The sequence below is a fragment of the Peribacillus butanolivorans genome (genome assembly GCF_001273755.1).
Taxonomy (GTDB): Bacteria; Bacillota; Bacilli; order Bacillales; family DSM-1321; genus Peribacillus; species Peribacillus butanolivorans.
The window spans coordinates 15,483-40,379 of the sequence record NZ_LGYA01000003.1 but is presented as its reverse complement, the minus strand read 5'-3'; the positions used below and the strand labels follow the sequence as shown (position 1 = coordinate 40,379).

Sequence of the window (24,897 nt, the reverse complement as noted above, 5' to 3'; positions counted from 1 at the left end):
TTACACACCCTGCTTTCGGTTACCCGTTACAAACATAATCAGGAACATTATAATAATCAAAAAGACAGCAATTGTGGAACCCATTCCCCAATCCTGTGTCACGAGAAAATGCTGCTCGATTGCCGTACCAAGGGTAATGACACGATTACCGGCAATCAACCTTGTCAGCATGAACAATGAAAGTGCTGGGATGAAAACGACCTGGCACCCCGTCTTAACACCATCGATTGTTAACGGGAAAATCACGCGGCGGAATGTCATCCATCGGGACGCTCCTAAGTCATTCGCTGCATCTAAAAGTGTTGGATTCATTTCGTCCAGTGCATTGAATATCGGTAAGATCATGAACGGGATAAATATATAAACCGAAACGAATATGAAACTGAAATCTGTAAAGAGAATTTGCTGCTTCCCAATTCCTATCGCTTCTAGAAAACCATTCGCCACACCATATGTGCCAAAAATACCGATGAAGGCATAAGCTTTTAAGAGTAAATTAATCCAAGAAGGTACGATGATCAATAACAGCCACAACTGCTTATGTTTGGTTTTTGTCAACAAGTAAGCAGTCGGATAGGCCACTAACAGCGATATTCCTGTAATTAAAAAAGCATACCAAAATGAGCTCAAAGTCATTTTTAAATAAACGGGTGTAAAGAATTTTTGATAGTTAATCAATGATAGATTTCCTTCGATATCAAAAAAAGAATAATAAAGGATGAGCAGAATAGGCGCAATAACAAATAGAGCAATCCATAGGACATAAGGAATGAAGTAAATATTACGGGACATTTTATTCTGCATGACTTTCCCCATCATGATACGCTTCTAGACGCTTATCGAATTCTTCCTCTGTTTCACCTAACCTCATGACATGAATTGCTTCAGGATCGAAATACAGTCCAATTTCGTCTCCAACTGTCGCCTTTTTAGTAGATTGGACAAGCCATTCATTACCATCATGGTCATAGCAGCTGATTTCGTAATGCACACCACGAAATAGCTGAGAATCCACTCGAACCTGCAGTTTCCCGCGATCAACAGAAGTAATCTCTAAATCTTCTGGACGGATGACAATATCCACTGCTTCATTACGATTCAAACCTTGGTCGACGCATTCAAATTGCCTTCCGACAAATTCCACTAGATAATCTTCAATCATTTTTCCTTTTACGATGTTAGACTCACCAATGAAATCGGCAACAAATCGATTCAGCGGCTCATCATAAATATCCGTAGGCGTCCCACTTTGCTGAATTTTCCCTTTGTTGAGAACAAAGATTTCATCCGACATCGCGAGTGCTTCCTCTTGGTCATGAGTGACGAAGATAAAGGTGATTCCAAGCCTTTGTTGTAGTTCACGTAATTCATATTGCATTTCTGTACGCAATTTCAAATCAAGGGCAGATAACGGTTCATCAAGAAGGATAACTTCTGGTTCATTAACAATCGCTCGGGCAATCGCTACCCGTTGGCGCTGACCGCCGGACATTTCCCTGATTTCACGTTTTTCATAGCCCTCCAAATTTACGAAGCTCAGAGCTTCCTTTACCTTTATTTCTACATCCGCATTTTTCATTTTTTTGATTCTGAGCCCGAATGCCACATTTTCAAATACATTTAAATGCGGAAAAAGTGCATAATCTTGAAAAACCGTATTAACTTGTCGTTTATTGGCTGGAACATTATTGATTTTTTTTCCTTCAAAATAAATATCGCCCTTGGAAGCTTCCGTAAATCCAGCAATCAAGCGAAGGATAGTGGTCTTGCCACAGCCTGAAGGACCTAAGAGTGTGTAGAACTTGCCCCTCTCAACTTCAAAACTAACATTATCGAGAACAACGGTATCATCATCAAATTGCTTTGTAACGTGTTCGAAGCGTATAATCTTCTCGTTTGTCATAGCTACTTCCCTCTTTCCATTACCTTAATAATCTATTTTTACCCTAAACAAACAGCAGCATATGTTTTGGTTTCTATAAATATGATTCCGTCACCACAAGCAATAACTCAGATGGACCATCAAAATCATTGATGATTTGGTGTTCATCAGATGCATGAAAATAAATCGATTCCCCGGCTTTTACGAGATAAGTATGTGTACCTAGCTTTACAATAACTCTTCCGCTTAATACATAACCGAATGTTTCCGACAAGGATGGTTCGAATTTTTTGAATTCCCCTTTTTCCTGAAGAGTCAGGCGAATTGGTTCCATTTCCTTCTCATTCGATTCAGGTACAAGCCACTGAATTTGATAGCCTCGTTCCTCATCGATAAAAAATGTTTGTGCCTCTTCCTCATAAACTACTTTCTGGACCTGTTCCTCTTCATCGAAGAATTGCTTTGGGGTACAGCCTAGTACTTCTAAAATATTGAAGAAAGTTTCAATTGAAGGCGAACTCAAATCTCTTTCTAATTGTGAAATATACCCTTTGCTTAAATCAGTTCTTTCTCCCAACTCTTCTTGGGTCAATCCCTTTTTCAAACGAAGGTTTTTTATTTTCTTTCCAATTTGCATAATTTTACCCTCAATCGGTTTACAAATAGTAAACTTAAAGTTTAATTTAACGAATATTATTATACAGGAAATGCAGGAAACTTCAAACGAAATTTCCAGGATAGCAGATACAAAAAAGGGACTGCCCCTCTGGCAGTCCCCCTTTACAACTTCGCATAAATCTCTTGTGCTTTCTTTTCCCCATCTGCAATACAGTCCGGTATTCCGACACCATTGTATGAACAGCCAGCAAGTAAAACATTCGGATAATTCTCGGCGATTTTAGCCTCCAACGATTGAACAATGTGAGGATGCTTTATATGGTAATTCGGCATATCTTCATGCCATTTTGTTACTTCACTAGTTATAGGAGTCCCGGAAATACCCAAGCTATTTTTAATATCACCTAAAGCCACCTGTATTAATTCCTGTTTCGTTAGGGACTGTAATCGATCATAGTCTGGACTTGAGCTTTTATAAAAGAGCCTTACTAAAAGCTGACTGTTTTCAGAGGTATGCCCCCATTTCCTGCTCGTCCACGTACAGGCGTTACAAATTAAATCACTATTATCACCAGCAATGAAACCTGTCCCATCATTAGGAAGCATGCTATCTGGTATATCAAACCCAAGATAAATGCTAATCATCGAGCTATTGATTAAGCCCGCGAAGTCTTTATCCAGCTCCTGATCACCCAATAGTTTCTGGGCAATAGTGTGCGGCGTACTCAATACGATGAAATCCGTTTCTAGCATTTCACCATTTGCCAATGAAATTATATACCCTTCATCATTCTTTATTATTTTTTCCGCCTGGGTCCCTTTTAAAATTTCTACCATATCGAGACTTTCCTCAATACGGTCAATCAATACAGATAAGCCATTTTTAAATGAAAGGAACTTCTTATTTCCCTTACTCTGGTATTTCTGCTTATTTTCAGATAGACCGCGTATGATGCTGCCATATTCATTTTTATAATCCAGCATCTCTGGCAGTGTTTTAGCAATGGTCAATTCATTCAATTTCCCTGAATAAACACCCGATAGGACAGGTGAAATTTGTTTTTGCACCAATTCCTTACCTAAGAAACTTTCAAGAAATAAGCCGATTGAGTCATTCTTCGTAAACGTCTCATTTTTTGTATAGAAATCCTTTAAGGCGTCGACCTTCCCTTGTGCAGATACAAGTTCACTCTCCGCCAGAGACTCTACGCTCATTGGAATTCCAAATAAGGCATCTTCCGGGATTTTCTTTAGCACGCCATCCGTATGGATAAATGATTTTCCTGTAGCATTATAGACCACTTGATCCTCTAGGTTCAATTCTTTAAGAAATGGTTTTATATTTTGTTTCCTGGCGACAATCGAATCGGCACCCGCTTCTATTTTAAATGGCCCGTCATGCACGGTCCTGATTTTACCACCTAATTCCTCATTACCTTCTATTAATATTAATCGTACGGAGAGACTGTCCGCTTTAGCTGCTTTTTGTAAATAATACATGGTTGATAAACCTGTAATGCCTCCACCTACGACTACGACTGTTTTCATTAGGACTACACCTCGATTAACGAAATTTTCATTAAGTAAAGTGTACCATAAGGCAGCCGTATTATTAAAAGCGACCCCCTAAATCATCAAGTTTCCTAATGAAGCTTGTAACAAATTGGACAAAGAAAAAGACCTTCCCTGTTTCGAAAAGTCTAATTGCCCTATGCATATATCAGTTGTTACCTATTTAATAATTCGTAATCGAATGAATCTGTATTTACGTGTGGTTCCTTTTTCTTTTTTTCCAATCAGAAGGAAAGCAATACCCTTCACAAATCAACCCATCAAATGCAATCTCATAATCTATATTCCATTATCTCCATCCACCCGCTTCTTCCTTCTTTTTGAATTCCTGTATCTTGAAATCCCGATTTCTCATAAAGAGTTTTCGCTATCACGTTCATGGCGTCCACTGCAAGAATAATCGAATCTTTGTTTGGAAAAATCCCCTTTGCGAATTCTGGAAGGACTTGCAAGGCTTTCTTCGCAATCTTTTTGCCTTGGTGCTTTTGATCAACGAGAAATCCACGGAGTAAAATTGCTTTATTATTGTTGGTGAAAGGGCTAATGTTTTCTCCAATGTGTAAAACGAAAAAACCAACAGGGATACCATCAGCCCATATAACGAAAGGATGCCTGTCCACATCTTCCCGGCAGTATTGTAGTGACTGTTCCGGTAGAGCTGAAAAGGAGGTTTGTGTTTCCGGTAAATAAAACTGTGACAGCTCCTGATGATGTTCCCGCAGATAAGGCGTTAAAGCGATGGTCTCGATTTTCTGATCCTGTTCCACCTGATCACACTCCTTCAATATTGAATACCTTAATAATTCGATACTTCCTCCGAAAATCCCTCCACTAACTGGAAGAAGCGCTGCCGAAGATATCGGCAGCGCTTCTTCATATATTCAGTGAGTGTTTTCATTGATTGTTAGTGCTTCACGTAAATTGATTTGCTGGCGGAGTATATTGGCGACATCACGGGAAATTTGTCGTTTTTCAAACATATCCTGTACTTCGTCACGCTCTGCCTGAATCGCTTTATAGAATAGCTCTCTTTCATATTCGACCATTTTACTGGGAACACGGCCTCTATTTTCTCGTTTGCATCTTAAAATAAGCACTTTATACTCTTCAATAATCATGGAAGACGTCTCATGGTTTTCTGAAGTAATCCCGGCTTGGATCTCTTGGATGGCAGCTTTATACATCCTGACTTTAAGGTCTCTTACCTTTACCAATCTCTCTAAATTGATTCTTCTTATTTCATTTTTATTAGGGAAAAATAATTTAAAAACTCGCAACATACTTCTTCTAAAAAGTGTTACTGTCCTGAAAAAACGGAATTTCATTAGGTTTGTGACCGCGCCTTCCATACGTTGAATATATTCCTTGCATATAAATGCCGTTTCTCGGTCCACTTTCTCATCTTTAATAAGTTTATCTAGGAATCTTTGCTCTGCCTCAAGAGCTTTAAAGCGAAGAACCCTTTCTTCCTCTCTTAGTGCAGCAGGCTCTTTCTCTTGTTCTACATAGGACAGTGCGTTGATTTTCGTATGATATCTTGAAATGATCGATAAAGCCGCTTCTCGGTTTTCATCTGTCATTTGGGATTCTACAACTCGAATCGCCGCTTGATGTGTGTGAATGGTAGCCGATTTTGTTTTATCAGCCTGCTTATCTACGATTTCCACTTCTTCTGATCTTGCTACAATAGGTAGAAATACACTCGCAACAATCAAGGTCAATAGTATAACCCCTGCTGCAATAAAGATGATTAACGAGCGCTCTGGGAAAGGACTTCCATCTGCCAATACGTATGGAATCGAAAATGATCCAGCTAATGTTACCGCTCCTCGTACTCCGGAAATGGTAATGATTCCGGCCGCTTTCAAGTCTGGTTTTTGGGCTCCAGCTTTTTTTGTGATCCAGCCAATCGACCAAGCTGCGATAAGCCAAATGAATCGTAAAACAAAGAGGAACAGTGTAATAATCACAATATAAATAATAACTTGTCCATTATTGAAAGCTGGATCTTCAAATATAGTTTTCGCCACGCTTGGAATTTGCAGGCCAAGTAAAACAAACACAAGTCCATTTAGTACATACAAAATGACAGACCATGTACTCTTTGAAACAACCTGCAGTTCTACCGTCGGTGATAATTCCCGATCCCGTTCAATGGCATGGACAATTCCCCCGGCCACAACTGCTAAAATTCCAGAAAGGTGAAAATGTTCCACAGCGAGGAAAATTATAAAAGGAGTCAGGATTTGGATTAGCATGTGCATCGTAACATCTTCCATTCCTAAACGACGAAGAAATACACGGATTCTGATAATGATGAAGGCAATAAATGCTCCACCTACAAACCCACCAATTGAAATCCATATAAAACTAAACGTTGCATCCACTAGGGAGAAAACACCAGTGACTGTAGCTGCAACAGCAAATTTAAAGGCCACAAGACCTGAAGCATCATTCATTAACCCTTCGCCTTCAAGAAGATGCATTATGCTCTTCGGCAGCTTAACGCGGCTCGCCAAAGCGCTGACTGCCACTACATCGGTAGGTGACAAAATGGCAGCTAAAGCAAATGCAGCCGGAAGTGGAATCGAAGGAATCATCCAGTTGATTAGATAACCTCCGGCCCAAACCGTTATGAATACTAGGCCTAATGCAAGCATGAGAATAGGCGCTCTCAGCCTCCATAGGGCTGTACGGGGCACATTCTTCCCATCGTTGAATAAAAGAGGGGCGATAAATAACAGCAAAAACAGCTCTGTCTCCATCTCTACGTGGATACCAAAAGGTAAAAGCGCCAGCACAACACCCAGCGTTATTTGAATTAACGGTACAGGTATAAAGGGTATAAAATGGTTAATTACATTAGACATTCCAATTAAAATTAGAAGGGCTAATATAACAAGAAAAAACTCCATACAAACATCAAACATCCTCTCTCATCTATTTTCATAACTATAAGCGTACCATATATATACCCCTTCATTCATTCAATAACTATTATTTCCTAGAAGCACCCGGAATAATGATACCTTTTTATAAAAGCAAGTGACCCTCACGTTGCGGGATAGATAAAGTTGAATATTAAGGTGATTGGCGGCATTTACCCTATCAGCTTTTTCCGATTAGTGTACTCGACTTCTATACCTATACATTCATATTGTTCGCGGAACAAAAAGACGAAGGTGTTTGTGCAACACATTTGCCTGAAAAGGTAAAAGAAACCCTTCATCGCCATCAATATGGATTGCAAGTTCCTCTGATGTAGATAAATGCAGCTTAGAAGTTTGAATATATTCTACTTCTTCGTGTCCCTTTATCTCGCCCTTTATTAAACTCGGAATAATCTTGATAATAAGCGGAAGGGATAAATCTTTAATAATAAATGTGTGCAACTTTCCATCATTTACTTTCGCCTCGGGTGCAAGTTGTTCGAAACCGCCGACTGAATTAGTCATCGTGGCAATTAATAAATATGCCTCTCCCAACCACCTTCCCTGATCATGTTCAACAGTTAAAGAAAACGGAGTCTTTTTGACTAATGTTTTTGCTCCTTCTATAAAATAGGCAAGTGAGCCCAGACGAGTTTTTTGCTCAACGGTCACATTAGAGGTAGCCTCGGCAATTGCACCGACCGCCAGCACATTCATGAAATAACGATCATTGATCTTCCCGATGTCAGCATCCTTAATCTGTGCTTCATTTAACATCTCTATGGATTTATCAGGATCCAATGGTATGCCAAGGGACCTAGCGAAGTCATTTACCGTTCCTAGTGGAATGATGCCGAAAACAGGCCGATGCTTCTGTTCGGCCAACCCATTCACTGTCTCATTTACTGTTCCATCTCCCCCCATCGAAATGACAGCATCAAATTTTTCTGCACAGGATTCCTTAGCAAACTTCATAGCATCACCTTCGACTTCCGTTTTACGAACAATCACTTGATCATAGATATCACCTAGTACCCTTTCTGCATTCGGCAAAATCTGTCCTGCCTTTTCCTTCCCTGAAGATGGATTTATGATAATCATCACTTTTGACATATGCGACCTCCCATTAATGTACTTCTACTACCAAGTTACCTCTTTACTAAAGTACTAAAACCGCACACCCTCTTTTCAGGAGCTTAATATTCATTTTTTTGAATCAAAAGTATCTGGTCATGAAAAAAAGAACGAAACACTACTGACAAGTCAGATACTTTCCTTCTTTACGATGATATTTTCCGCCGTACTTTAACAAGTTGAGAATGCAAGCCATCGTTTCATATTTCTAGTATTCACTCTGTTTTTTGCTTATCGGTGCTTAAAGGAGAAAAAGTTATATTCTTTAGTCCTGCACAGGAACTTTCATATATTAACTGCTGTCTTAAGAACTTACCGACATTTTAGAGCAAGCAGCTAAAAGACATATAGAAATAGAAACAGGTTAGCCATCAATTTGTTTTTTTGTAATTTATCTGTACTTCAATCTGTTACATAAAACACTATTTTATTTCATTGAATATTGGATAACCTTTCGTTCGCTCTTAATTTTCCTCACTTCTCAACCTATATATTTCTTCAGATTTTCACTTTTTTTAAATAAATGACCAAAAAAATATTAACAAAAACCCTATTCCTATAGGGTTTTTGTGCTCAATCTGAAATATTTTTTAAATTTTCTGTAAAATACCTATACATTTTCCAATTTCGGGTATATACTGTATTATAACAACAAGCAAACAACAATAACTGTACTATATAGAGGAGGAGCGAGACATGCAAACAAATCAATCAAGTTTATTAATAAACCATTCATTTAACCATTGCCCGGAATGTGGTGAAACACTTGTTGAACAATCAGATTCCTATCTGATAGAATGCGATCGCTGCCTTTCTAAACGTGAAGAATAAATCATTTTAAGAAAAAATATAAAAACATTTAAAGGAGGAAATAATCATGCAAACGAAAAAACCCATTGAATTTTTCAACAATATCCCTGCTAAACATTGCCCTGAGTGCGGTGATCATATTGTCGAACATGCTGAGTCCTACTTAATGGAATGTGACCGCTGTCTTACCAAACGTGAAGACTAGTTTAACCAAATTAAAAGGAGGAAACCACATGCAAACTAAAAATCCGTTAGAGTTCTTTAGAACCCTGCCACCTAAACAATGTCCCGAGTGCGGTGATCAAATCACTGAACAAGCTGAATCTTACCTCATGGAATGTGACCACTGCCTTTCTAAACGCGAAGACTACTAAACCATTTAAAGGAGGAAACCATCATGCAAACTAAAAATCCGTTGGAGTTCTTTAGAACCCTACCACCTAAACAATGTCCCGAGTGCGGTGATCAAATCACTGAACAAGCTGAATCTTACCTCATGGAATGTGACCACTGCCTTTCTAAACGCGAAGACTACTAAACCATTTAAAGGAGGAAACCATCATGCAAACTAAAAATCCGTTGGAGTTCTTTAGAACCCTACCACCTAAACAATGTCCCGAGTGCGGTGATCAAATCACTGAACAAGCTGAATCTTACCTCATGGAATGTGACCACTGCCTTTCTAAACGCGAAGACTACTAAACCATTTAAAGGAGGAAACCATCATGCAAACTAAAAATCCGTTGGAGTTCTTTAGAACCCTACCACCTAAACAATGTCCCGAGTGCGGTGATCAAATCACTGAACAAGCTGAATCTTACTTAATGGAATGTGACCACTGCCTTTCTAAACGCGAAGACTACTAAACAATTAAAAGGGGGAAACTATCATGCAAACTAAAAATCCGTTGGAGTTCTTTAGAACCCTGCCACCTAAACAATGTCCCGAGTGTGGTGATCAAATCACTGAACAAGCTGAATCTTACCTCATGGAATGTGACCACTGCCTTTCCAAAAAAGATGAATATTAAAAAAAGATACTGACATCAAGAAGCTGTAAAGGCCAACTTTTTGATGTCAGTACATTTCCGAGAAATCACCAATATATTAACTTGCCACTCCAACTCCCTTTCAGTGCATTATAAAAAGGATGTCCGTTGAACACCCTTGGTTTTTTTCTATTTACCCACATATTTATCCATATATTTCTCACTAGTCTTCCTACTACTGTTCTGTAAGTAATCCAAGGCAAAAATCATGAATTCGATGCCAAGGCGTTGATCTGAGCGCATAAAATTTGACCCTAATAGTTTTTCTAATTTTTCTAGCCGATGGTACAGTGTTTGCCGGACAATAAATAGTTGTTTTGAAGTTTCCTGTTTCGACCCATTACAAGCGAGATAGGTCTTCAAGGTAGGCATCAATTCACCGTTATTTTGTTTGTCATATTCGATAACAGGACCTAAATATTCATGAACGGTTTCTTCCAAATTACCATGCTTATTGATTAGAGAAATCATACGATACATATGTAAGTCCTGATAAAAAAAGCTTCTGTTCTCCTCTGGTAAGGTATCCTGAAGCAATAAAGTCTCACGAGCCGTTTCATAACTTTTATAAATCTCACTTAACTTTTGAACGTGTTTTCCAAACCCAATAGTAAGCAGGCTCATACGATTACGTCCGCTGACATCCATTTTCATAATACGATCCAAGGCACTTGTCACCCTTCCTTTCCAATCTTCGGATGAACGATTATCGCCTAGGATAAAGACAAGGTGCTGATGAATTTCCATAGAGAAAATCTGAAAGCCATATTGTTCAAAAACTGTCCTAAACATTATCTTAAAATAGGTTCCATCTAATTTTGCCGAACTTTTATTATACCGTGGATGTTGTTTGCAAATGCAAACAATCCCGCCATCTAGCTGCATTTTCGGATCAATATAGGAAAGCCGCTCACGGATTGCTTCGTCGCTATACTCCCCTTCAATCCAGTTTGTCAGCCATTTGCTTTCTTCTGACATTTTCTTTTCTTCTATATATAATTCCCGTAATAGATGCTGAGCCAATGCGGTGGCTGTCCGATCCAAGATCAGTGAATCAAAATCCGTCAACTCTCTATCGCTACTGCAAATGAGCAGTTCCGCATAATTCTCACCGAGCACTTGAATCGGTTGTCTAAGAACGGTTTTGTTCAAAGTTCTCTTTTCTTCATTTACTTCCACTAACATTTGATAGGTTATTTTTTTCTTTATTTTTGGAATACTGGCTATATCGTTTTCATTAAAGATAAGAATAACCTGTACATTTAAATAGTTATGGAGAAATTTTAGAATTGATTCATAATGGTCAATTTCGAGGAGATTTTTATTTAGCTGCTGGGAGTAGTTCTCTAAGTTGGAGATCATTTGATATTGTTTATTAATGATTAGGGAATGAATATCCTGAGTAATTTCTACGAATGGAACTTCTTGATGAAATAGGATGATAGGGAATTGGTGTTCATCTGCAAGATCTATCGCACATTGGGGAATTGCCATGGTGCGGGTACCTATCTCTATACACAGTCCTGCTGCATTACATTGAATTAGCTGATTTAAATAGGAAAGAAATGTGCTATCACAATCTTTCCACCCCAAACCGGTGGTCAGAATCAGTTCATTTCCATTTAACAAGTGGCTGATTTGGGTGACTTCCATGCAGTGGACCCATTTCACTTGACGCTTTATTCCACTGCTGCCGGCGATTATATCCGTCTGATTAAAATGCCTGCGCGTTAGAATTTCCTCGATTGTAATCGAAGTATTCATTCATCCATCCACCATCCTTCTATAAAACTGCTATAAAATCTATTATAAACGGACAGTCTATAAATCTCCAGACACTTGTCAGAAAATCTAACGTCAAAATTCAACAAAAAATTCATCACTTATGTTCAAAATGATGCTATGAACTCAAATTCTACATTGATTATCTATTGGCCATCTATCTTACCAGTTCTATCAGAAAGCCAACAATATTGATTTCTTAGGTTCAAAAGCATTCTCGAACTTTGATTCAAGACAGCCACACAAAAGTGGCCTATTCATTTGATGAATAGGCCAGCATTTCAGGTTTATAAGTGAATTTTAATGCAACTTCCTGAAAAGCAATGTTGAGAAGTATTTTCTTCCTTCCGGGGTTTTGATATTCAACTGCTTCCATTCCTGCTTCGTACCTTCTATCAGTTCGAAATCGAGAAAAGCCCCACTTAAATTTTCCGAGACCCGGGTGATTCGATATCCTCTTTCAAGTAAAAAATCAATTTGTTCCCTTTCTAAGCGATACTCTTGATATTCGGACATTTCTACTCCCCCTTTTTTACACATTCTCCCCGCCAGTAGCAGTCGTAATAACCAATTCTTTTTCAATTTCTAATTCCTTTTCGATTTTCCAATCCCTCCCTATTGAAATACCTAAATATTTCTCATCACTGGGGTCAATAATTTCAGCTTGTTCATATTTCTTAAACCACCAAAATTTTGCCAATACATAATAACTTGCGCTACCAAGCACGAATCCCACAATAAACGAATAGTTTGAAAAAACTGTGGCACCTATTCCACCAATCGCCCAAGAAATGATTCCCGCCCAATTCACACCATTCAAGTATTTATATTGACCTTCACTTTCATATAGTTCTGGTACATTAACACGTCGTTTACGAAGGAAATAATAATCAGCCACCAGGATACCAACGATAGATGCTAAAACTCCACCTACAATTAACAAAACTTCTATTATTATGCCGAACAAGCTCCATGGCTGAACTACGATTCCAATAAACCCGGCGACAACAACTCCCGCCCAAAAAGGCATTTTAGGACCCATGACATTTGAGAAAATGGTAGCTGCCGGGATTACATTGGCAGTAGTATTCGTCGACCATTGAGCAAAAACTATCATGATTAAAAGGACTCCAAGAGCAATTCCACTTGCCGATCCTTGTATAGCAACGACGGGATCATAATTGGAAACAGCCATGTAAGAAACCCCTCCGATAATAACCATGAACGTCTGAGTAATGGGATAGGTAATAATATTCCCAATAATCTGCCCCTTATTGCGCCTGAACCAATTTTTTTCATTTTTAGGTGCCTTGATATAACGAGAAAGTGTCGGCATATCCGCCGCCAACGTACCCCAAAATCCCATATTAGCCATTATGACGACCATGAAAGCCGTTGCCGCTGCACCTCCAGTTACCGGACTTTCAATCCAGGTCCATACATCTCTTCCTTGGGCCACAGCTTGATCGGAAAGAGTAAAATACATCCAGCCTGAAATCAAGATGATGACTGGTGCTGCTAAGTCAGCAAAACGTTCAATCGACTTGATTCCCATTGCCGTGTTAACTAATTGTAAAACGGCAAAAATGAGGAAGCAGATAAACCAATTATCAAAGTTAAAAAGGGTTGCAAAGATTGCATTCATTGCAGTTGCACCAAAGTAGGTGTTAAGACCAAACCAGCATGAGGCAACAAACCCCCTAACAACCGATGGAATATGGGTACCAATCGTACCGAATGGCGCCCTCATATAAACTGGGAAAGAGATGCCATGCTCAACCCCGATATCTCCTGTCATTGTCATCAAAAAGCCAAGAACTACACAAGCAATAACCGTTGCCAGCACGACCCAGCCAAGCTCTAAGCTTTGTACACCGTTACCGCCAATTGCAAAGGCGGCCAATACTACAGCCATTCCTACCCAAATAAATCCAAAGCCGGCTGCACTTATGTTCTTCTCACTATGAGGTATAGGCAGCAAATCGGGAGACTTTAAATAATCTTTCTTCTCACTCATATAAAACCCCCAATATTAATTTGCTTGTTATTCCTTACAGAATTTTTAGACAGGAAGCTTGTGCTCTGAATCCGACTCCAGCGACGTGTTATATTTAGCCCGTTTCAAGTATTGCCCTTTCCCAGCCTCACCTACAAATTGCTTTTCTCTAATGACAAATTGACCGCGTGATAAAACAGAAACCGGTTCACCTGTTATTTTCATTCCCTCAAACGCATTATAATCGACAGCCATATGATGAGTATCTGCAGAAATAGTCCGCTCCACCTTTGGATCAAAGATGACAATATCCGCATCTGATCCTACAGCAATCGTTCCTTTTTTAGGGAACAATCCAAAAAGTTTGGCTGCCCGGGTTGAAGTGATGTCCACGAATTGATTCAAGGTGATACGCTCTTTCTTGACTCCTTCCGAAAACAGAATACTCATTCGGTCTTCTATTGTAGGACCACCATTGGGGATTTTCGTAAAGTCTTCACGCCCGAGATCTTTTTGACCTTTAAAATCAAAAGAGCATTGGTCGGAGCCTATCGTTTGCAACTGGCCTGTTTTTAAAGCGTTCCATAGTACTTCCTGATTTCTCTTCTCCCTTAATGGTGGAGACCATACATATTTAGATCCTTCGAAATGGGGCTTTTCAAGGTAGGTTTGGTCAAGGACCAAGTATTGCGGGCAAGTCTCACCCCAAATATCAACCCCTTTATTTCTTGCCTCTGTAATCTTTTCAACCGCATCTTCACATGTGACATGAACGACATAAAGCTGACTGTTTGCCATCTCCGTCAACTTGGCTGCTCGTCCCGTTGCTTCTCCTTCAAGTTCCGGAGGCCTTGTTAACGCATGATAAATCGGATCAGTATGACCTTCAGCAAGCGCCTGCTTTGTTAAATAATCAATCACATCACCATTTTCAGCATGGACCATGACAAGTGCGCCAAGTTCTTTCGCTTGAAGCAGTGTACGGTAAAGTGTCGCATCATCGGCTTGAAAAACATTTTTGTAAGCCATAAACACTTTAAACGAAGAAATCCCTTCATTCTCGATGATACTTGGCAACTCAGCCAGAACCTTATCATTAATTTCACTAATCATTAAATGAAAACTATAATCTATTGCTGCTTTTTCACTTGCCTTTTCGTGCCACGTTTCTATAGATTTCTTTAATGGCGCCCCTTTTTCGGTCAAACAAAAGTCGATGACCGTAGTCGTACCTCCATATGCAGCAGCTATCGTACCTGTTTCATAATCATCCTTTGTTGTAGTCCCACCGAACGGCATATCAAGATGGGTATGTGGGTCAATACCTCCTGGAAAAATATACGCGCCTTTTGCATCAATGATTTCCGCTCCCTCTGCTGAAAGGTCTTTACCAATCATTGTAATGATTTCATTTTCAATTAAAATATCCGCTTGATACGTATCTGCAGCCGTTGCAATTGTTCCATTTTTAATAATTTTCTTCATGATCTTCTTCATATATAATCTCCTCCATTATTTTACGAAATCAACACTTTCATTACCGATATTCCCAAGGAATGCCTGACGTTCATTCCAAGTCATTGGAGGCAAATCACTTGCCAGTTCAATCATGTCGATTGCTCCATCAACCGGGCATACAATCGAACAAAGATTACATCCGACACAATCTTCTTCACGGACTCGTAAGAAGGAGTTGCCTGACGGGTCTTTTAACATATCTATACATTGATGTGAAGTATCTTCACATGCAATATGACATTTATTGCAGTTAATGCACACATCATTATTAATGCGCGCCACTACCTTATAATTAAGATCTAAATTTCCCCAATCGGAATAACGGGGTACAGACTTACCAACAATATCCATCACAGAGGATATCCCTTTTTCATCGAGGTAATTAGACAGACCATCAATCATGTCCTCGACAATTCGAAAACCGTGATGCATGGCAGCGGTACAAATTTGCACTCCCGTTGAACCCATCAATAAAAATTCAACCGTATCCTTCCAATTAGATATTCCACCGATTCCCGATATCGGAACATTAATCAGTGGATTCCTTGCACATTCTGCAACCATATTTAAAGCAATCGGCTTCACAGCAGGACCACAATACCCGCCATGGGCACCCTTACCGCCTACATGGGGAATCGTATTCCATGAATGGATATCCACTCCCGCCAGGCTGTTAATCGTATTAATCATACTAATTGCATCCGCTCCACCGCGTATAGCGGCTTCCGCAGTAACCGTGATGTCAGTTATATTCGGAGTAAGTTTGACAATGACAGGTTTCGATGCCGCTTCCTTTGCCCAATATGTTTGCTTTTCCACAAGCTCAGGAACCTGTCCAGAAGCAGCGCCCATACCCCGCTCAGCCATACCGTGCGGGCAGCCAAAGTTCAGTTCATAACCATCAACCCCCACGTCTTCTATGCGTTTGATAATTTCATGCCACTTATCTTGATGCGGTTCGACCATTACTGATGCAATGATTGCATGGTTAGGGAAACGTTTTTTCGTTTCATATATTTCTTTTAAGTTCACCTCAAGTGGTCGATCCGTAATCAATTCAATGTTGTTGAAACCAGCTACTCGTTGGCCATTAAAACCCACAGATGCAAAACGTGATGAGACATTCAGAATAGGATCTCCCAACGTCTTCCAAACGGCTCCTCCCCAGCCAGCCTCAAATGCCCGCTGCACTTGATACCCCGAATTAGTAGGTGGTGCCGACGCCAGCCAAAAAGGATTGGGAGATTTAATACCTGCAAGATCAATTGATAAATCAGCCATGTTAAGCCTCCTAATTTTCATTTTTATTAAGCAATATCTACCGCTTCGCTCATTAAAATTCGGTCAATTTCATAGGCTGTCTTCTTCCCTTGCTGGGCAGCGGAAACAACCATTGCCTCACCTTGGCCTTTACCAAAAATAACGTCACCACAGGCAAATACTTTTTCATTCGACGTTTTATATGAGTCTCCATCTAATGTTACGACGCCTCCATCATGCTCAATGCCAAACTGTTCAATCAGTCCTACATATCTAGATTGGCCGATAGCACGGATAACGCCATCGACAGGTATAACAAATTCTGATCCAGAAATCGGTACTGGACGACGGCGACCATCTCCTCCTGCCTCACTAAGCACCATTTTTACACACTCGATACCCGTTACCTGACCATTGCTATCTGAAATAATCCTAGAAGGGTTCGTCAGCCAGTGAAACCCGACACCTTCCTGTTTAGCAAACTCATATTCAAAATCGTAAGCTGTCATTTCCTTCTGGGTACGACGATAGATAATTCCAACTTGTTCGGCACCAAGACGTACAGAACAGGTTGCTGCATCAATCGCTGTATTCCCAGCTCCAATGACCGCCATTTTCTTCCCAACGAATTTATCAGTGATAGCCTCTGTTTTCGTTGCCTTGACGAAGTCGATTGCATCATATACTTCAGCCAGGTCTTCTCCCTCAATTCCAAGTTTTGGAACACCAGACATTCCAATCGCCAAAATAACGGCATCATAGTCGGTGGTTAACTGGGTAGCAGAAACATCAACACCAACCCTCGTATTCGTTTTAATTTCAACATCTAAACTCTTTACTTGATCAACTTCCCAATAAGAAATGCTCTGTGGCAAACGGAAAGATACGATACCGTACGTATTTAATCCACCTGGATTTTTTTCAGCTTCGAAAATGGTTACACTGTAGCCAAGCAAGGCTAATTCCCTTGCTGCAGATAAGCCCGCAGGTCCGCTTCCGACAATGGCAACCTTTTTGCCATTCTTCTTCCCGGCCTTGAATAGAGCTTGTTTATTTTGGATGGCCCAATCTGTGGAATAACGCTGGAGATTGCCAATCATGATTGGCTTTGTAGAATGGTTTAGGACACATGCCCCCTCACATAATTCTTCTGTCGGGCATACTCGCGCGCAACTGGCACCGACTGGATTGGCTGTCATGATCGTCTTGGCCGATCCTTTAAAATTCCCTGATGCTATTTTCTTAATAAAACTTGGAATATCTATCCCTGTCGGACAGGCTTGAATACATGGGGCATCATAGCAGTATAAACATCGATTCGATTCTTCCAAAGCTTCACGTGGGGTTAACCCCCTCTCCACTTCCTGAAAGTTCATCGCCAGACCATCTTTTAACGGACTCGTCATACTCATCTACTATTCTCCTTCCAAAAATTTATTTGTGAAAAATAAAAAGGGAGGAATTGCATGTATTCATCTAAAATAGCATTTCCTATCCTTGCAATTAGAGAATTTATGGCAGTAACCACTGTCGTTCTTCATCGTTCTATTTAGAAAGACAGTCACGACGATATAATTGCCAATAATCTCACATTCCGTTTATTATTTTCTTTTATTTTCTTGATGATCACGCATTGGTCTCTGCTTCCTTCGGCCATTAAAAGCCCCCCCAATCGTTCTTAAAAACTCACAATCTGGTAATAACCAGATAAATTGAGTATTCTTTATTTTATAATGATAAAAAGCAAGTTACATTATACAAAGTGTAAAATATTGTTAACTGTTTAATGTGCACTATGTAATAACCATGTGATATTTCCTAACAACAAATGATAAACATCGTCATTTTTCTACAAACCTTACTTAATATTCATCACACTTACTGAATTTTTTTAATAAAACTAACTTATCAACACTTTGTCCACAAATTAAAAAGCCCTAGAAAATATTGAATGCAATTTCCTGGGGCTTTTAAATTTTATTCACAGGTTATCCACACAAATATAATATGTGGATAACAAGAAATACTGTGTTATTTCAACGTTTTCCAGTAAGTATTGTATTTTTCTTAAAAAACTATACACAGGTTCAATAGTGAATTTTCAGTCACTAACAACTTGCTAACAACTTATGCACATATTATCAACAAAATAATTACTTAGAGTTAATAACGTATTGATGATATTTTTCATAATCTGTTTTCTTGCACTCAAGTTTTAATTTAGATCCCTTCTCATCATATTCTGTTTCCGTTATATGACCATGCTCATTGAAATAGGATACCAACTGTCCCTGGTCATACGGAATCAGCATCTCACAGCGAATATAGTCTACAAAAACATGTCCTCGGATTTGATCGATCAATTCCTGTATGCCTACTTTGTTTTTCACTGACATATAAACAGAGTCACGATTCACCTGCGGGATATCTATTTCAGTCAGATCTGCTTTATTATAAGCAAAAATAGTTGGAATTTCTTTAATGCCTATATCATTCAAAGTTTGATCTGTAATCTCTATTTGCTGCTCATAATTGGGATTGGAAAAATCAACAACATGAATCAATAAGTCAGCTTCGACCACTTCTTCTAAGGTTGAACGGAACGCTTTCACAAGATGATGCGGTAATTTTGAAACAAAACCAACCGTGTCCGTCAGTAAAAATTCCTTATTATCAGGCAAAGGAATGTTTCGCACGGAAGTCTCAAGCGTAGCAAACAGCATATCCTTTTCCAAAACCTGCTTTTCGGTTGTTGGGTGAAACATTTCAATCAAAGCGTTCATGATCGAGGATTTCCCTGCATTCGTATAACCGACTAAAGAAACGACTGGGATGGCATTCTTTTTCCGCTTCTTCCTCTGCGTTTGACGGTGTGCAACAAGTTCTTCCAGTTCTTTATTCAAAACACTTATATTTTCCTCTATTCTCCTACGGTCAAGCTCTAACTGCTTTTCCCCAGCACCTTTGTTTGTACCAACTCCACCACTCTGACGACCTAATGACTCCCTTAATCCAACGAGACGCGGGAGCATATATTGAAGTTTTGCCACTTCTACCTGAAGCTGGGCTTCCTTTGTTTTTGCTCGGTGTGCGAAAATGTCCAGAATCAAGATTGTCCGATCAATTACCTTACAATCCATGTCCCTCTCCAGATTCCGAAGTTGTGAAGGCGACAACTGATCATTAAAGATGACGACATTCGCTTCCTTATACTCCACAAGATTTTTTACTTCCTCTATCTTTCCGGTTCCGATAAAATGTGATGAGTTCACCCGATGCAAATTCTGTGTGATCGTCCCGACAACCTCTACCCCACAGGCCTCCGTTAAATTAGCCAATTCCTCCATTGAATAATCAAAATCCTTTTGGCTATTGAGGTTTACCCCAACTAAGATTGCCCTTTGCTCTAATTCCATTCTTTCAAATCCCTTCCTGTAACTGCCATACTCAATTTAACAATCACACAGGATCATCCTATGCCTCATTAAAAGTCAGCCACATTGTAGCACACTACATAGAACATGCATAACGATTGCTTGGCTCTGCATTCAAAAATGTTCTTATTAGGATTCCTTTTACATAAAAGAAAATTCAACATATTAAATACCAGGCCATATTCAGACCTGGTATTTTTGGTATTCTATTGGTTTCTTTTATTTTCTTTCGACCTTATAGGATTGAATTCAATCGTTTATTAATCGTCCCGATCTACTTTACCCTCTTTTACCTCGTCATTTTCATTAAGCAACTCGAGCCATAGTTGAAATTCAGATTCAGCTATATATCCGCCTTTTTTATAAGATGCCAGGACTCTTCCAGTATCGAACCGTTTCTGTACATCCCTTCCTCTTTTCTCAATAATGGTTTCGTTAACGATCGATCACTTCATCTTGCGGCGTTGTACTCGCCCATTCAATTGCTTTTCTGTTGAGTGAAAAACTTCTGAACTGTATGTGAATTATCAGTTTCACATGAAACATTTTGAAGCAGTACAAGAAAAGGCTTCCTTGCACCTTTAAAAGGAACCAGGAAGCCATATTCTATTACTCTTTTATTCTTAGCAATCTAAGACTGTTCAATGTGACCAATAACGTTGCTCCCATGTCTGCAAAAATTGCCATCCACAGTGTTAACCAGCCTGGTGCTATCAATAGTAAAGCCAGTATCTTAATCGCTAACGAAAACGTGATGTTCTGCTTAATAATTTTTAACGTTTTACGACTTAGGCGTATCGTATAAGGCAGCTTTGATAAGTCATCACCCATTAAGGCAATATCTGCGGTTTCAAGGGCGGTGTCTGTCCCCGCTCCCCCCATCGCAATCCCAACCGTGGAAGCCGCTAAAGCCGGTGCATCATTGACACCATCGCCAATCATAGCCACTCGATTATATTTCTGTTTCCATTGTTTGATAAAGGCCAGTTTATCTTGCGGCAATAGCTCCGCTTGAATCTCATGAACGCCGGCTACTGCTCCAATCGCTTTTGCTGTTCCGATATTATCCCCGGTCAACATTATCGTTTTTTCAATCCCGAGAGCATGCAGTTTCCGGATTGCTTCCTTACTGCTTTCCCTTATTTCGTCCGCAACTGCAATCAGTGCAAGGAGTTTCATTTGATTGCCAAGCACCATCACCGTTTTCCCTTCATTTTGATAATCATTTATTTGGATACGAACATCTTCAGAAAAGGCTAAACCGCCCTCTTCTTCAAAAAGATGTGGTTTCCCAATGTAATAGACTTCTCGATTTATTGTTCCTTTTATACCTTTACCCGTGATTGCGGTAAAATCCTCAACCACAAGAGAGTGATAGTCCATGTTCTGGTTCTCTGCTTTTTGAAGAATGGCCGTGGCAAGAGGATGTTGTGAACAGCTTTCTAAAGCTGCAGCAATCCCTAGAACTTCCTGTTCACTCACCCCGTCAACCAATACTGTGAAATCAGTCACTTCAGGTATTCCCTTTGTCAAAGTACCTGTTTTATCAAACGCTATCGCCTTTATGGCTCCAGCTTCCTCCAAATGGACTCCGCCTTTAATCAGTACACCATTTTTCGCAGCATTTCCGATGGCTGTTACAATTGCAATTGGTGTAGAGATAACTAAAGCACAAGGACAACCAACAACCAGCACAGCCAATCCTCGGTAAATCCATTCACTCCATTCCCCGTTTATGACAAGCGGCGGAATAACGGCAATGGCCAACGCTATCAGCATAATGGTGGGCGTATAGAATTTTGCAAATCTATCAACAAATGCCTGGGAAGGAGCTTTTTCAGCCTGAGCTTCTTCAACAAGATGTATGATTTTTGCAATCGTCGTATCCTCTACTCGTTTCGTGACCTCCACTTCCAGCAGTCCTTCACCATTTAAGGTTCCGGCAAATACTTCACCCTCAACCGTTTTAAATATTGGCTCTGATTCCCCTGTAATGGCTGCCTGATTCAGTGTCGAGGCACCTTTCGTGATCCTGCCATCCATAGCGAGCTTCTGACCAGGTTTGACAATCATGGTGTCGCCCACCTCAATATCATCAACAGCAACCATCATTTCGTGATGTCCCCTACGAATCAAGGCCTCTTTAGGAGCTATATTCATTAATGATTCTATAGAATTCCGGGCTTTATCCATCGAATACTTTTCCAGAGCTTCACTGATTGCAAACAGAATAACGACTGTTGCTCCCTCGCCCCATTCACCCAGCACAGCTGCTCCAATAATTGCAACCGTCATTAGGGTGTGCATATCAAAGCGCAGTCTGACAAGATTTTTCAGTCCATTGATAAATAGTGAATATCCGCCAACTAAAATTGCAGCAGCATAGCCAATCACTGACATGTTGCTTCCATCACCATATTGTTTATCCAATATCCAACTGATTAAAAGAAGGATAGCAGAAAACACTACTTTAATATTTTCTTTTTGCTTCCAAAACGGTTCCTTTTCCATAACCTGTTCTTGTTCATCCCGGATTTTAAGATTATCAAAGGCTCCCGCTTTTTCAATTTCTTCAATTGTCGTACTTCCTTGAATCGAAATCTTCGAAGCCCCAAAGTTGATTTTGGCAACTTTCACTCCCTCAAGGTCACGGACATTATTTTCAAACTTAGCCGCACAATTCGTACAGGATAGACCTTGAATTCGATACGTTTTTGATTGGGATTCAGCCATCGACCCTCACCTCCTGCTGATGTTCTAATGCAATAAGAATTAATTGTTTTATATGATGATCATCTAATGAATAAAATGCTAACTTACCTTCTTTTCGGTATTTTACGATTGCATGTTTATATAGGGTACGAAGATGATGTGAGGTTGTCGCCATTGAGGCACCAATGATATTCGCCAAATCACACACACACAACTCCTCATCCGTACATAGCGCATAAGCAATTTTCGCTCTGTTTTCATCACCGATAACTTTAAACAGCTTCGATATACTAGAGATATTCACCTGGCTCATTTCTTCTTGAATGCAGTTCACCTTTACTTCATCATGCAGGTGAACATCACACATATCCTTCATTTCCGCCATCTTCTCACCCCCTTCATTCAAATATGCGTTTGATTATAATATACCATAATTTGCTGAATATTCAAACCTGGATTTGAATGTAAAAGAAACTTACTCCCTCCCCAATACAGACTTGATAAAAGCGGCATATATGACTATATATGAAAACCACTGGCTTTTGTTTCAAATTGAACTTCATCCACTAACACCAAGATCAGATCAACGCATGACTAGAAATCGTTCATAACTCATAAAATTTTTTTGTTGTATAAACGAATTGAGGTCAAAGTGCCTATTTTGGCAACCTGACCTCTGCATTATTAATCTCTATACCTTTATAGGTGTCATAGAAAGCTTCATTCTAAAATGGTTAAGAAATGTCTTATCAAATATCCCCTGAATCGTATCAATTTTTTCTTTAATCATCTTCTAATGAAAAAAAAGATTGAAAGGATATGAGCTTCCCTCATGTCCCTTCAATCTAATGATTTCCGTACTTTCCTATCCCAATGCCTTAATAGAATAAAATAATTAATTTAGTATTTTTTTGAAAAACTATGATATACTTAGTCAAACCTTTTAAGCGTTTTACTTTACTTGTACCATTTACCCTGCTCAATCTTTGAGCAGGTTTTTTTGACTTTCTTTTTACAAAACAAAAAGACAGACCCTATAACTAGGATCTGTCTTTATTTGTTTTGAAATTATGCTTTTTGAACGTTAGAAGCTTGAGGTCCACGTTGACCTTGCTCTACTTCAAAAGTAACTTCTTGACCTTCGTCTAAAGATTTGAAACCTTCGCTTTGGATAGCTGAGAAATGTACGAATACGTCGTCTCCGTTTTCGCGTTCGATGAATCCAAAACCTTTTTCTGCGTTAAACCATTTCACTTTACCTTGTTCCATTGTTGTTGCCTCCTAGTGCATTTAAGCACATTGTATTACTATCCTTGCTCTAAGTCATCATCGAAAACGAAAAGTAGTACTTTTAGTATCCTTAGTACCGAACAAAAATAATTAAGACTAAGCATAACATTAAATGGCAGCGATTGCAAATAGTTTAAGTAAACTTTTTTCAAGCAATTTTTAATACTCTTAAAATTCGACTTCAATCAACTTCTTTATACTAAAGTGGTCAGACCACATAAGCACTTTTTTACTTTTTAGGGACTGTTACTCCTATCGGCCGATAATGTATGATTTTAACAAGTTGCTCAGCCATATATTCAGGTGTATTTTTAAATTCATCCTGTACCCATTGTATGATCATTCCCAATATAGAATAAGCATGATAACTAGCAAGCAAGTCTTTATTAATGGCTTTGTCATCACTTCCTACTAATAAGTCCTCTAGAGATAATTGTTTTATGACAGTCCCCAATCTGTTCTGAAAACCAGACAAGGCCGTTGGCCTCAATATCATTTGGTAAAAGGTCCTATGATTTTCTACATGATGAAAAATACGTATAGTAGAAGACTGTAACCGCTCTATATCCAAAACCTCAATAGTCTTGTAAGGTGCTTGATACGATTCAATTAAGTCATTCATCACGTCATCAATCACGTCATTAAACAAGTCTTCTTTGTACTGAAAATGTTTATAAAAAGTGCCACGATTAAGATCCGCTCGTTGTACGATTTCTGAAATTGTTATTTCTCTAAATTCTTTTTCAACCATTAAAGATATAAGGGCCTCTTTTAACGCAGCTATAGATTTTTTTACCCGCCTATCCATTTCATAACCTCCAACACATTTTAATGCACATACTTTCATTTATTTGTCTATTAATAAACAAATTCTGGTTTATTTGCTGATTGTACCTCTTTATATAGGGGAT

General features: G+C 39.3%; 25 protein-coding genes. 7 read left to right on the top strand and 18 right to left on the bottom strand.

What is annotated here, in order from left to right:
* From AKG34_RS21670 to AKG34_RS21640, 7 genes are all read right to left on the bottom strand, one after another.
* Positions 1 to 804 carry an ABC transporter permease gene (locus tag AKG34_RS21670; RefSeq protein ID WP_053348246.1) on the bottom strand — a complete coding sequence of 268 codons (804 nt, stop codon included), beginning with the start codon at positions 802 to 804 and terminating at the stop codon, positions 1 to 3.
* Positions 794 to 1,903 carry an ABC transporter ATP-binding protein gene (locus AKG34_RS21665; protein ID WP_053348245.1) on the bottom strand — a complete coding sequence of 370 codons (1,110 nt, stop codon included), beginning with the start codon at positions 1,901 to 1,903 and terminating at the stop codon, positions 794 to 796. Before AKG34_RS21665 ends, AKG34_RS21670 begins: the two co-directional genes overlap by 11 nt.
* A gap of 73 nt (positions 1,904 to 1,976) precedes the next feature.
* On the bottom strand, positions 1,977 to 2,519 hold the full coding sequence (locus tag AKG34_RS21660) for a helix-turn-helix domain-containing protein (protein ID WP_053348244.1): 543 nt from the start codon (positions 2,517 to 2,519) through the stop codon (positions 1,977 to 1,979).
* Positions 2,520 to 2,662: 143 nt separating this feature from the next.
* The gene (locus tag AKG34_RS21655; protein WP_053348243.1) at positions 2,663 to 4,048 is read right to left on the bottom strand and encodes a protoporphyrinogen oxidase; all 1,386 of its coding nucleotides are present in this window, start codon (positions 4,046 to 4,048) and stop codon (positions 2,663 to 2,665) included.
* Positions 4,049 to 4,344: 296 nt separating this feature from the next.
* Complete coding sequence (locus AKG34_RS21650) at positions 4,345 to 4,839, bottom strand: GNAT family N-acetyltransferase (RefSeq protein ID WP_053348242.1); 495 nt, start codon at positions 4,837 to 4,839, stop codon at positions 4,345 to 4,347.
* Between the two features lie 114 nt (positions 4,840 to 4,953).
* Positions 4,954 to 6,987 carry a Na+/H+ antiporter gene (locus AKG34_RS21645; RefSeq protein WP_053348241.1) on the bottom strand — a complete coding sequence of 678 codons (2,034 nt, stop codon included), beginning with the start codon at positions 6,985 to 6,987 and terminating at the stop codon, positions 4,954 to 4,956.
* A gap of 237 nt (positions 6,988 to 7,224) precedes the next feature.
* Positions 7,225 to 8,115, bottom strand: coding sequence for a diacylglycerol/lipid kinase family protein (locus tag AKG34_RS21640; RefSeq protein ID WP_053348240.1), 891 nt, complete (start codon positions 8,113 to 8,115; stop codon positions 7,225 to 7,227).
* Positions 8,116 to 8,832: 717 nt separating this feature from the next.
* Here AKG34_RS21640 and yhfH (AKG34_RS27225) point away from each other — a divergent pair.
* From yhfH (AKG34_RS27225) to yhfH (AKG34_RS27195), 7 genes are read left to right on the top strand one after another with little or no spacing between them, the layout of a single operon-like run.
* Complete coding sequence (yhfH, locus tag AKG34_RS27225) at positions 8,833 to 8,967, top strand: protein YhfH (RefSeq protein WP_083450933.1); 135 nt, start codon at positions 8,833 to 8,835, stop codon at positions 8,965 to 8,967.
* A 46-nt stretch (positions 8,968 to 9,013) separates the two neighbouring features.
* Positions 9,014 to 9,151 (top strand): protein YhfH, encoded by a 138-nt coding sequence (yhfH, locus tag AKG34_RS27220; RefSeq protein ID WP_082527582.1) that lies wholly within the window; start codon positions 9,014 to 9,016, stop codon positions 9,149 to 9,151.
* Positions 9,152 to 9,179: 28 nt separating this feature from the next.
* Positions 9,180 to 9,320 carry a protein YhfH gene (gene yhfH, locus AKG34_RS27215; protein WP_082527583.1) on the top strand — a complete coding sequence of 47 codons (141 nt, stop codon included), beginning with the start codon at positions 9,180 to 9,182 and terminating at the stop codon, positions 9,318 to 9,320.
* 23 nt (positions 9,321 to 9,343) lie between these two features.
* A complete protein-coding gene (yhfH, locus tag AKG34_RS27210; RefSeq protein WP_082527583.1) occupies positions 9,344 to 9,484 on the top strand; it encodes a protein YhfH in 141 nt (46 codons plus the stop codon).
* Positions 9,485 to 9,507: 23 nt separating this feature from the next.
* Positions 9,508 to 9,648 (top strand): protein YhfH, encoded by a 141-nt coding sequence (gene yhfH / locus AKG34_RS27205; RefSeq protein ID WP_082527583.1) that lies wholly within the window; start codon positions 9,508 to 9,510, stop codon positions 9,646 to 9,648.
* A 23-nt stretch (positions 9,649 to 9,671) separates the two neighbouring features.
* The gene (yhfH, locus tag AKG34_RS27200) at positions 9,672 to 9,812 is read left to right on the top strand and encodes a protein YhfH (RefSeq protein WP_082527583.1); all 141 of its coding nucleotides are present in this window, start codon (positions 9,672 to 9,674) and stop codon (positions 9,810 to 9,812) included.
* Positions 9,813 to 9,835: 23 nt separating this feature from the next.
* Positions 9,836 to 9,976 (top strand): protein YhfH, encoded by a 141-nt coding sequence (yhfH, locus tag AKG34_RS27195; protein ID WP_082527586.1) that lies wholly within the window; start codon positions 9,836 to 9,838, stop codon positions 9,974 to 9,976.
* Positions 9,977 to 10,123: 147 nt separating this feature from the next.
* On the opposite strand, the gene AKG34_RS21635 is transcribed toward yhfH (AKG34_RS27195), so the two are convergent.
* From AKG34_RS21635 to AKG34_RS21585, 11 genes are all read right to left on the bottom strand, one after another.
* A complete protein-coding gene (locus AKG34_RS21635) occupies positions 10,124 to 11,758 on the bottom strand; it encodes a PucR family transcriptional regulator (RefSeq protein WP_053348239.1) in 1,635 nt (544 codons plus the stop codon).
* Between the two features lie 318 nt (positions 11,759 to 12,076).
* The gene (locus AKG34_RS21630; protein ID WP_053348238.1) at positions 12,077 to 12,292 is read right to left on the bottom strand and encodes a hypothetical protein; all 216 of its coding nucleotides are present in this window, start codon (positions 12,290 to 12,292) and stop codon (positions 12,077 to 12,079) included.
* A gap of 16 nt (positions 12,293 to 12,308) precedes the next feature.
* Complete coding sequence (locus tag AKG34_RS21625) at positions 12,309 to 13,793, bottom strand: NCS1 family transporter (protein WP_053348237.1); 1,485 nt, start codon at positions 13,791 to 13,793, stop codon at positions 12,309 to 12,311.
* A 45-nt stretch (positions 13,794 to 13,838) separates the two neighbouring features.
* Positions 13,839 to 15,257, bottom strand: coding sequence for a dihydropyrimidinase (gene hydA, locus AKG34_RS21620; protein ID WP_053348272.1), 1,419 nt, complete (start codon positions 15,255 to 15,257; stop codon positions 13,839 to 13,841).
* Positions 15,258 to 15,284: 27 nt separating this feature from the next.
* Positions 15,285 to 16,571 carry an NAD-dependent dihydropyrimidine dehydrogenase subunit PreA gene (gene preA, locus AKG34_RS21615; protein ID WP_053348236.1) on the bottom strand — a complete coding sequence of 429 codons (1,287 nt, stop codon included), beginning with the start codon at positions 16,569 to 16,571 and terminating at the stop codon, positions 15,285 to 15,287.
* 26 nt (positions 16,572 to 16,597) lie between these two features.
* On the bottom strand, positions 16,598 to 17,956 hold the full coding sequence (locus AKG34_RS21610; protein ID WP_083450936.1) for an NAD(P)-dependent oxidoreductase: 1,359 nt from the start codon (positions 17,954 to 17,956) through the stop codon (positions 16,598 to 16,600).
* 747 nt (positions 17,957 to 18,703) lie between these two features.
* Positions 18,704 to 19,966 carry a GTPase HflX gene (gene hflX, locus AKG34_RS21605; protein ID WP_053348234.1) on the bottom strand — a complete coding sequence of 421 codons (1,263 nt, stop codon included), beginning with the start codon at positions 19,964 to 19,966 and terminating at the stop codon, positions 18,704 to 18,706.
* 627 nt (positions 19,967 to 20,593) lie between these two features.
* The gene (locus AKG34_RS21600) at positions 20,594 to 22,717 is read right to left on the bottom strand and encodes a heavy metal translocating P-type ATPase (protein ID WP_053348233.1); all 2,124 of its coding nucleotides are present in this window, start codon (positions 22,715 to 22,717) and stop codon (positions 20,594 to 20,596) included.
* Positions 22,710 to 23,072: an ArsR/SmtB family transcription factor gene (locus AKG34_RS21595; RefSeq protein WP_376107593.1), complete on the bottom strand. Its 363-nt coding sequence runs from the start codon at positions 23,070 to 23,072 to the stop codon at positions 22,710 to 22,712. Before AKG34_RS21595 ends, AKG34_RS21600 begins: the two co-directional genes overlap by 8 nt.
* Positions 23,073 to 23,764: 692 nt before the next feature.
* Positions 23,765 to 23,965, bottom strand: coding sequence for a cold-shock protein (locus AKG34_RS21590; RefSeq protein WP_034304915.1), 201 nt, complete (start codon positions 23,963 to 23,965; stop codon positions 23,765 to 23,767).
* Between the two features lie 250 nt (positions 23,966 to 24,215).
* Positions 24,216 to 24,794, bottom strand: a complete 579-nt coding sequence (locus AKG34_RS21585; protein ID WP_053348231.1) for a TetR/AcrR family transcriptional regulator — start codon at positions 24,792 to 24,794, stop codon at positions 24,216 to 24,218.
* Between the last annotated feature and the right edge of the window lie 103 nt (positions 24,795 to 24,897).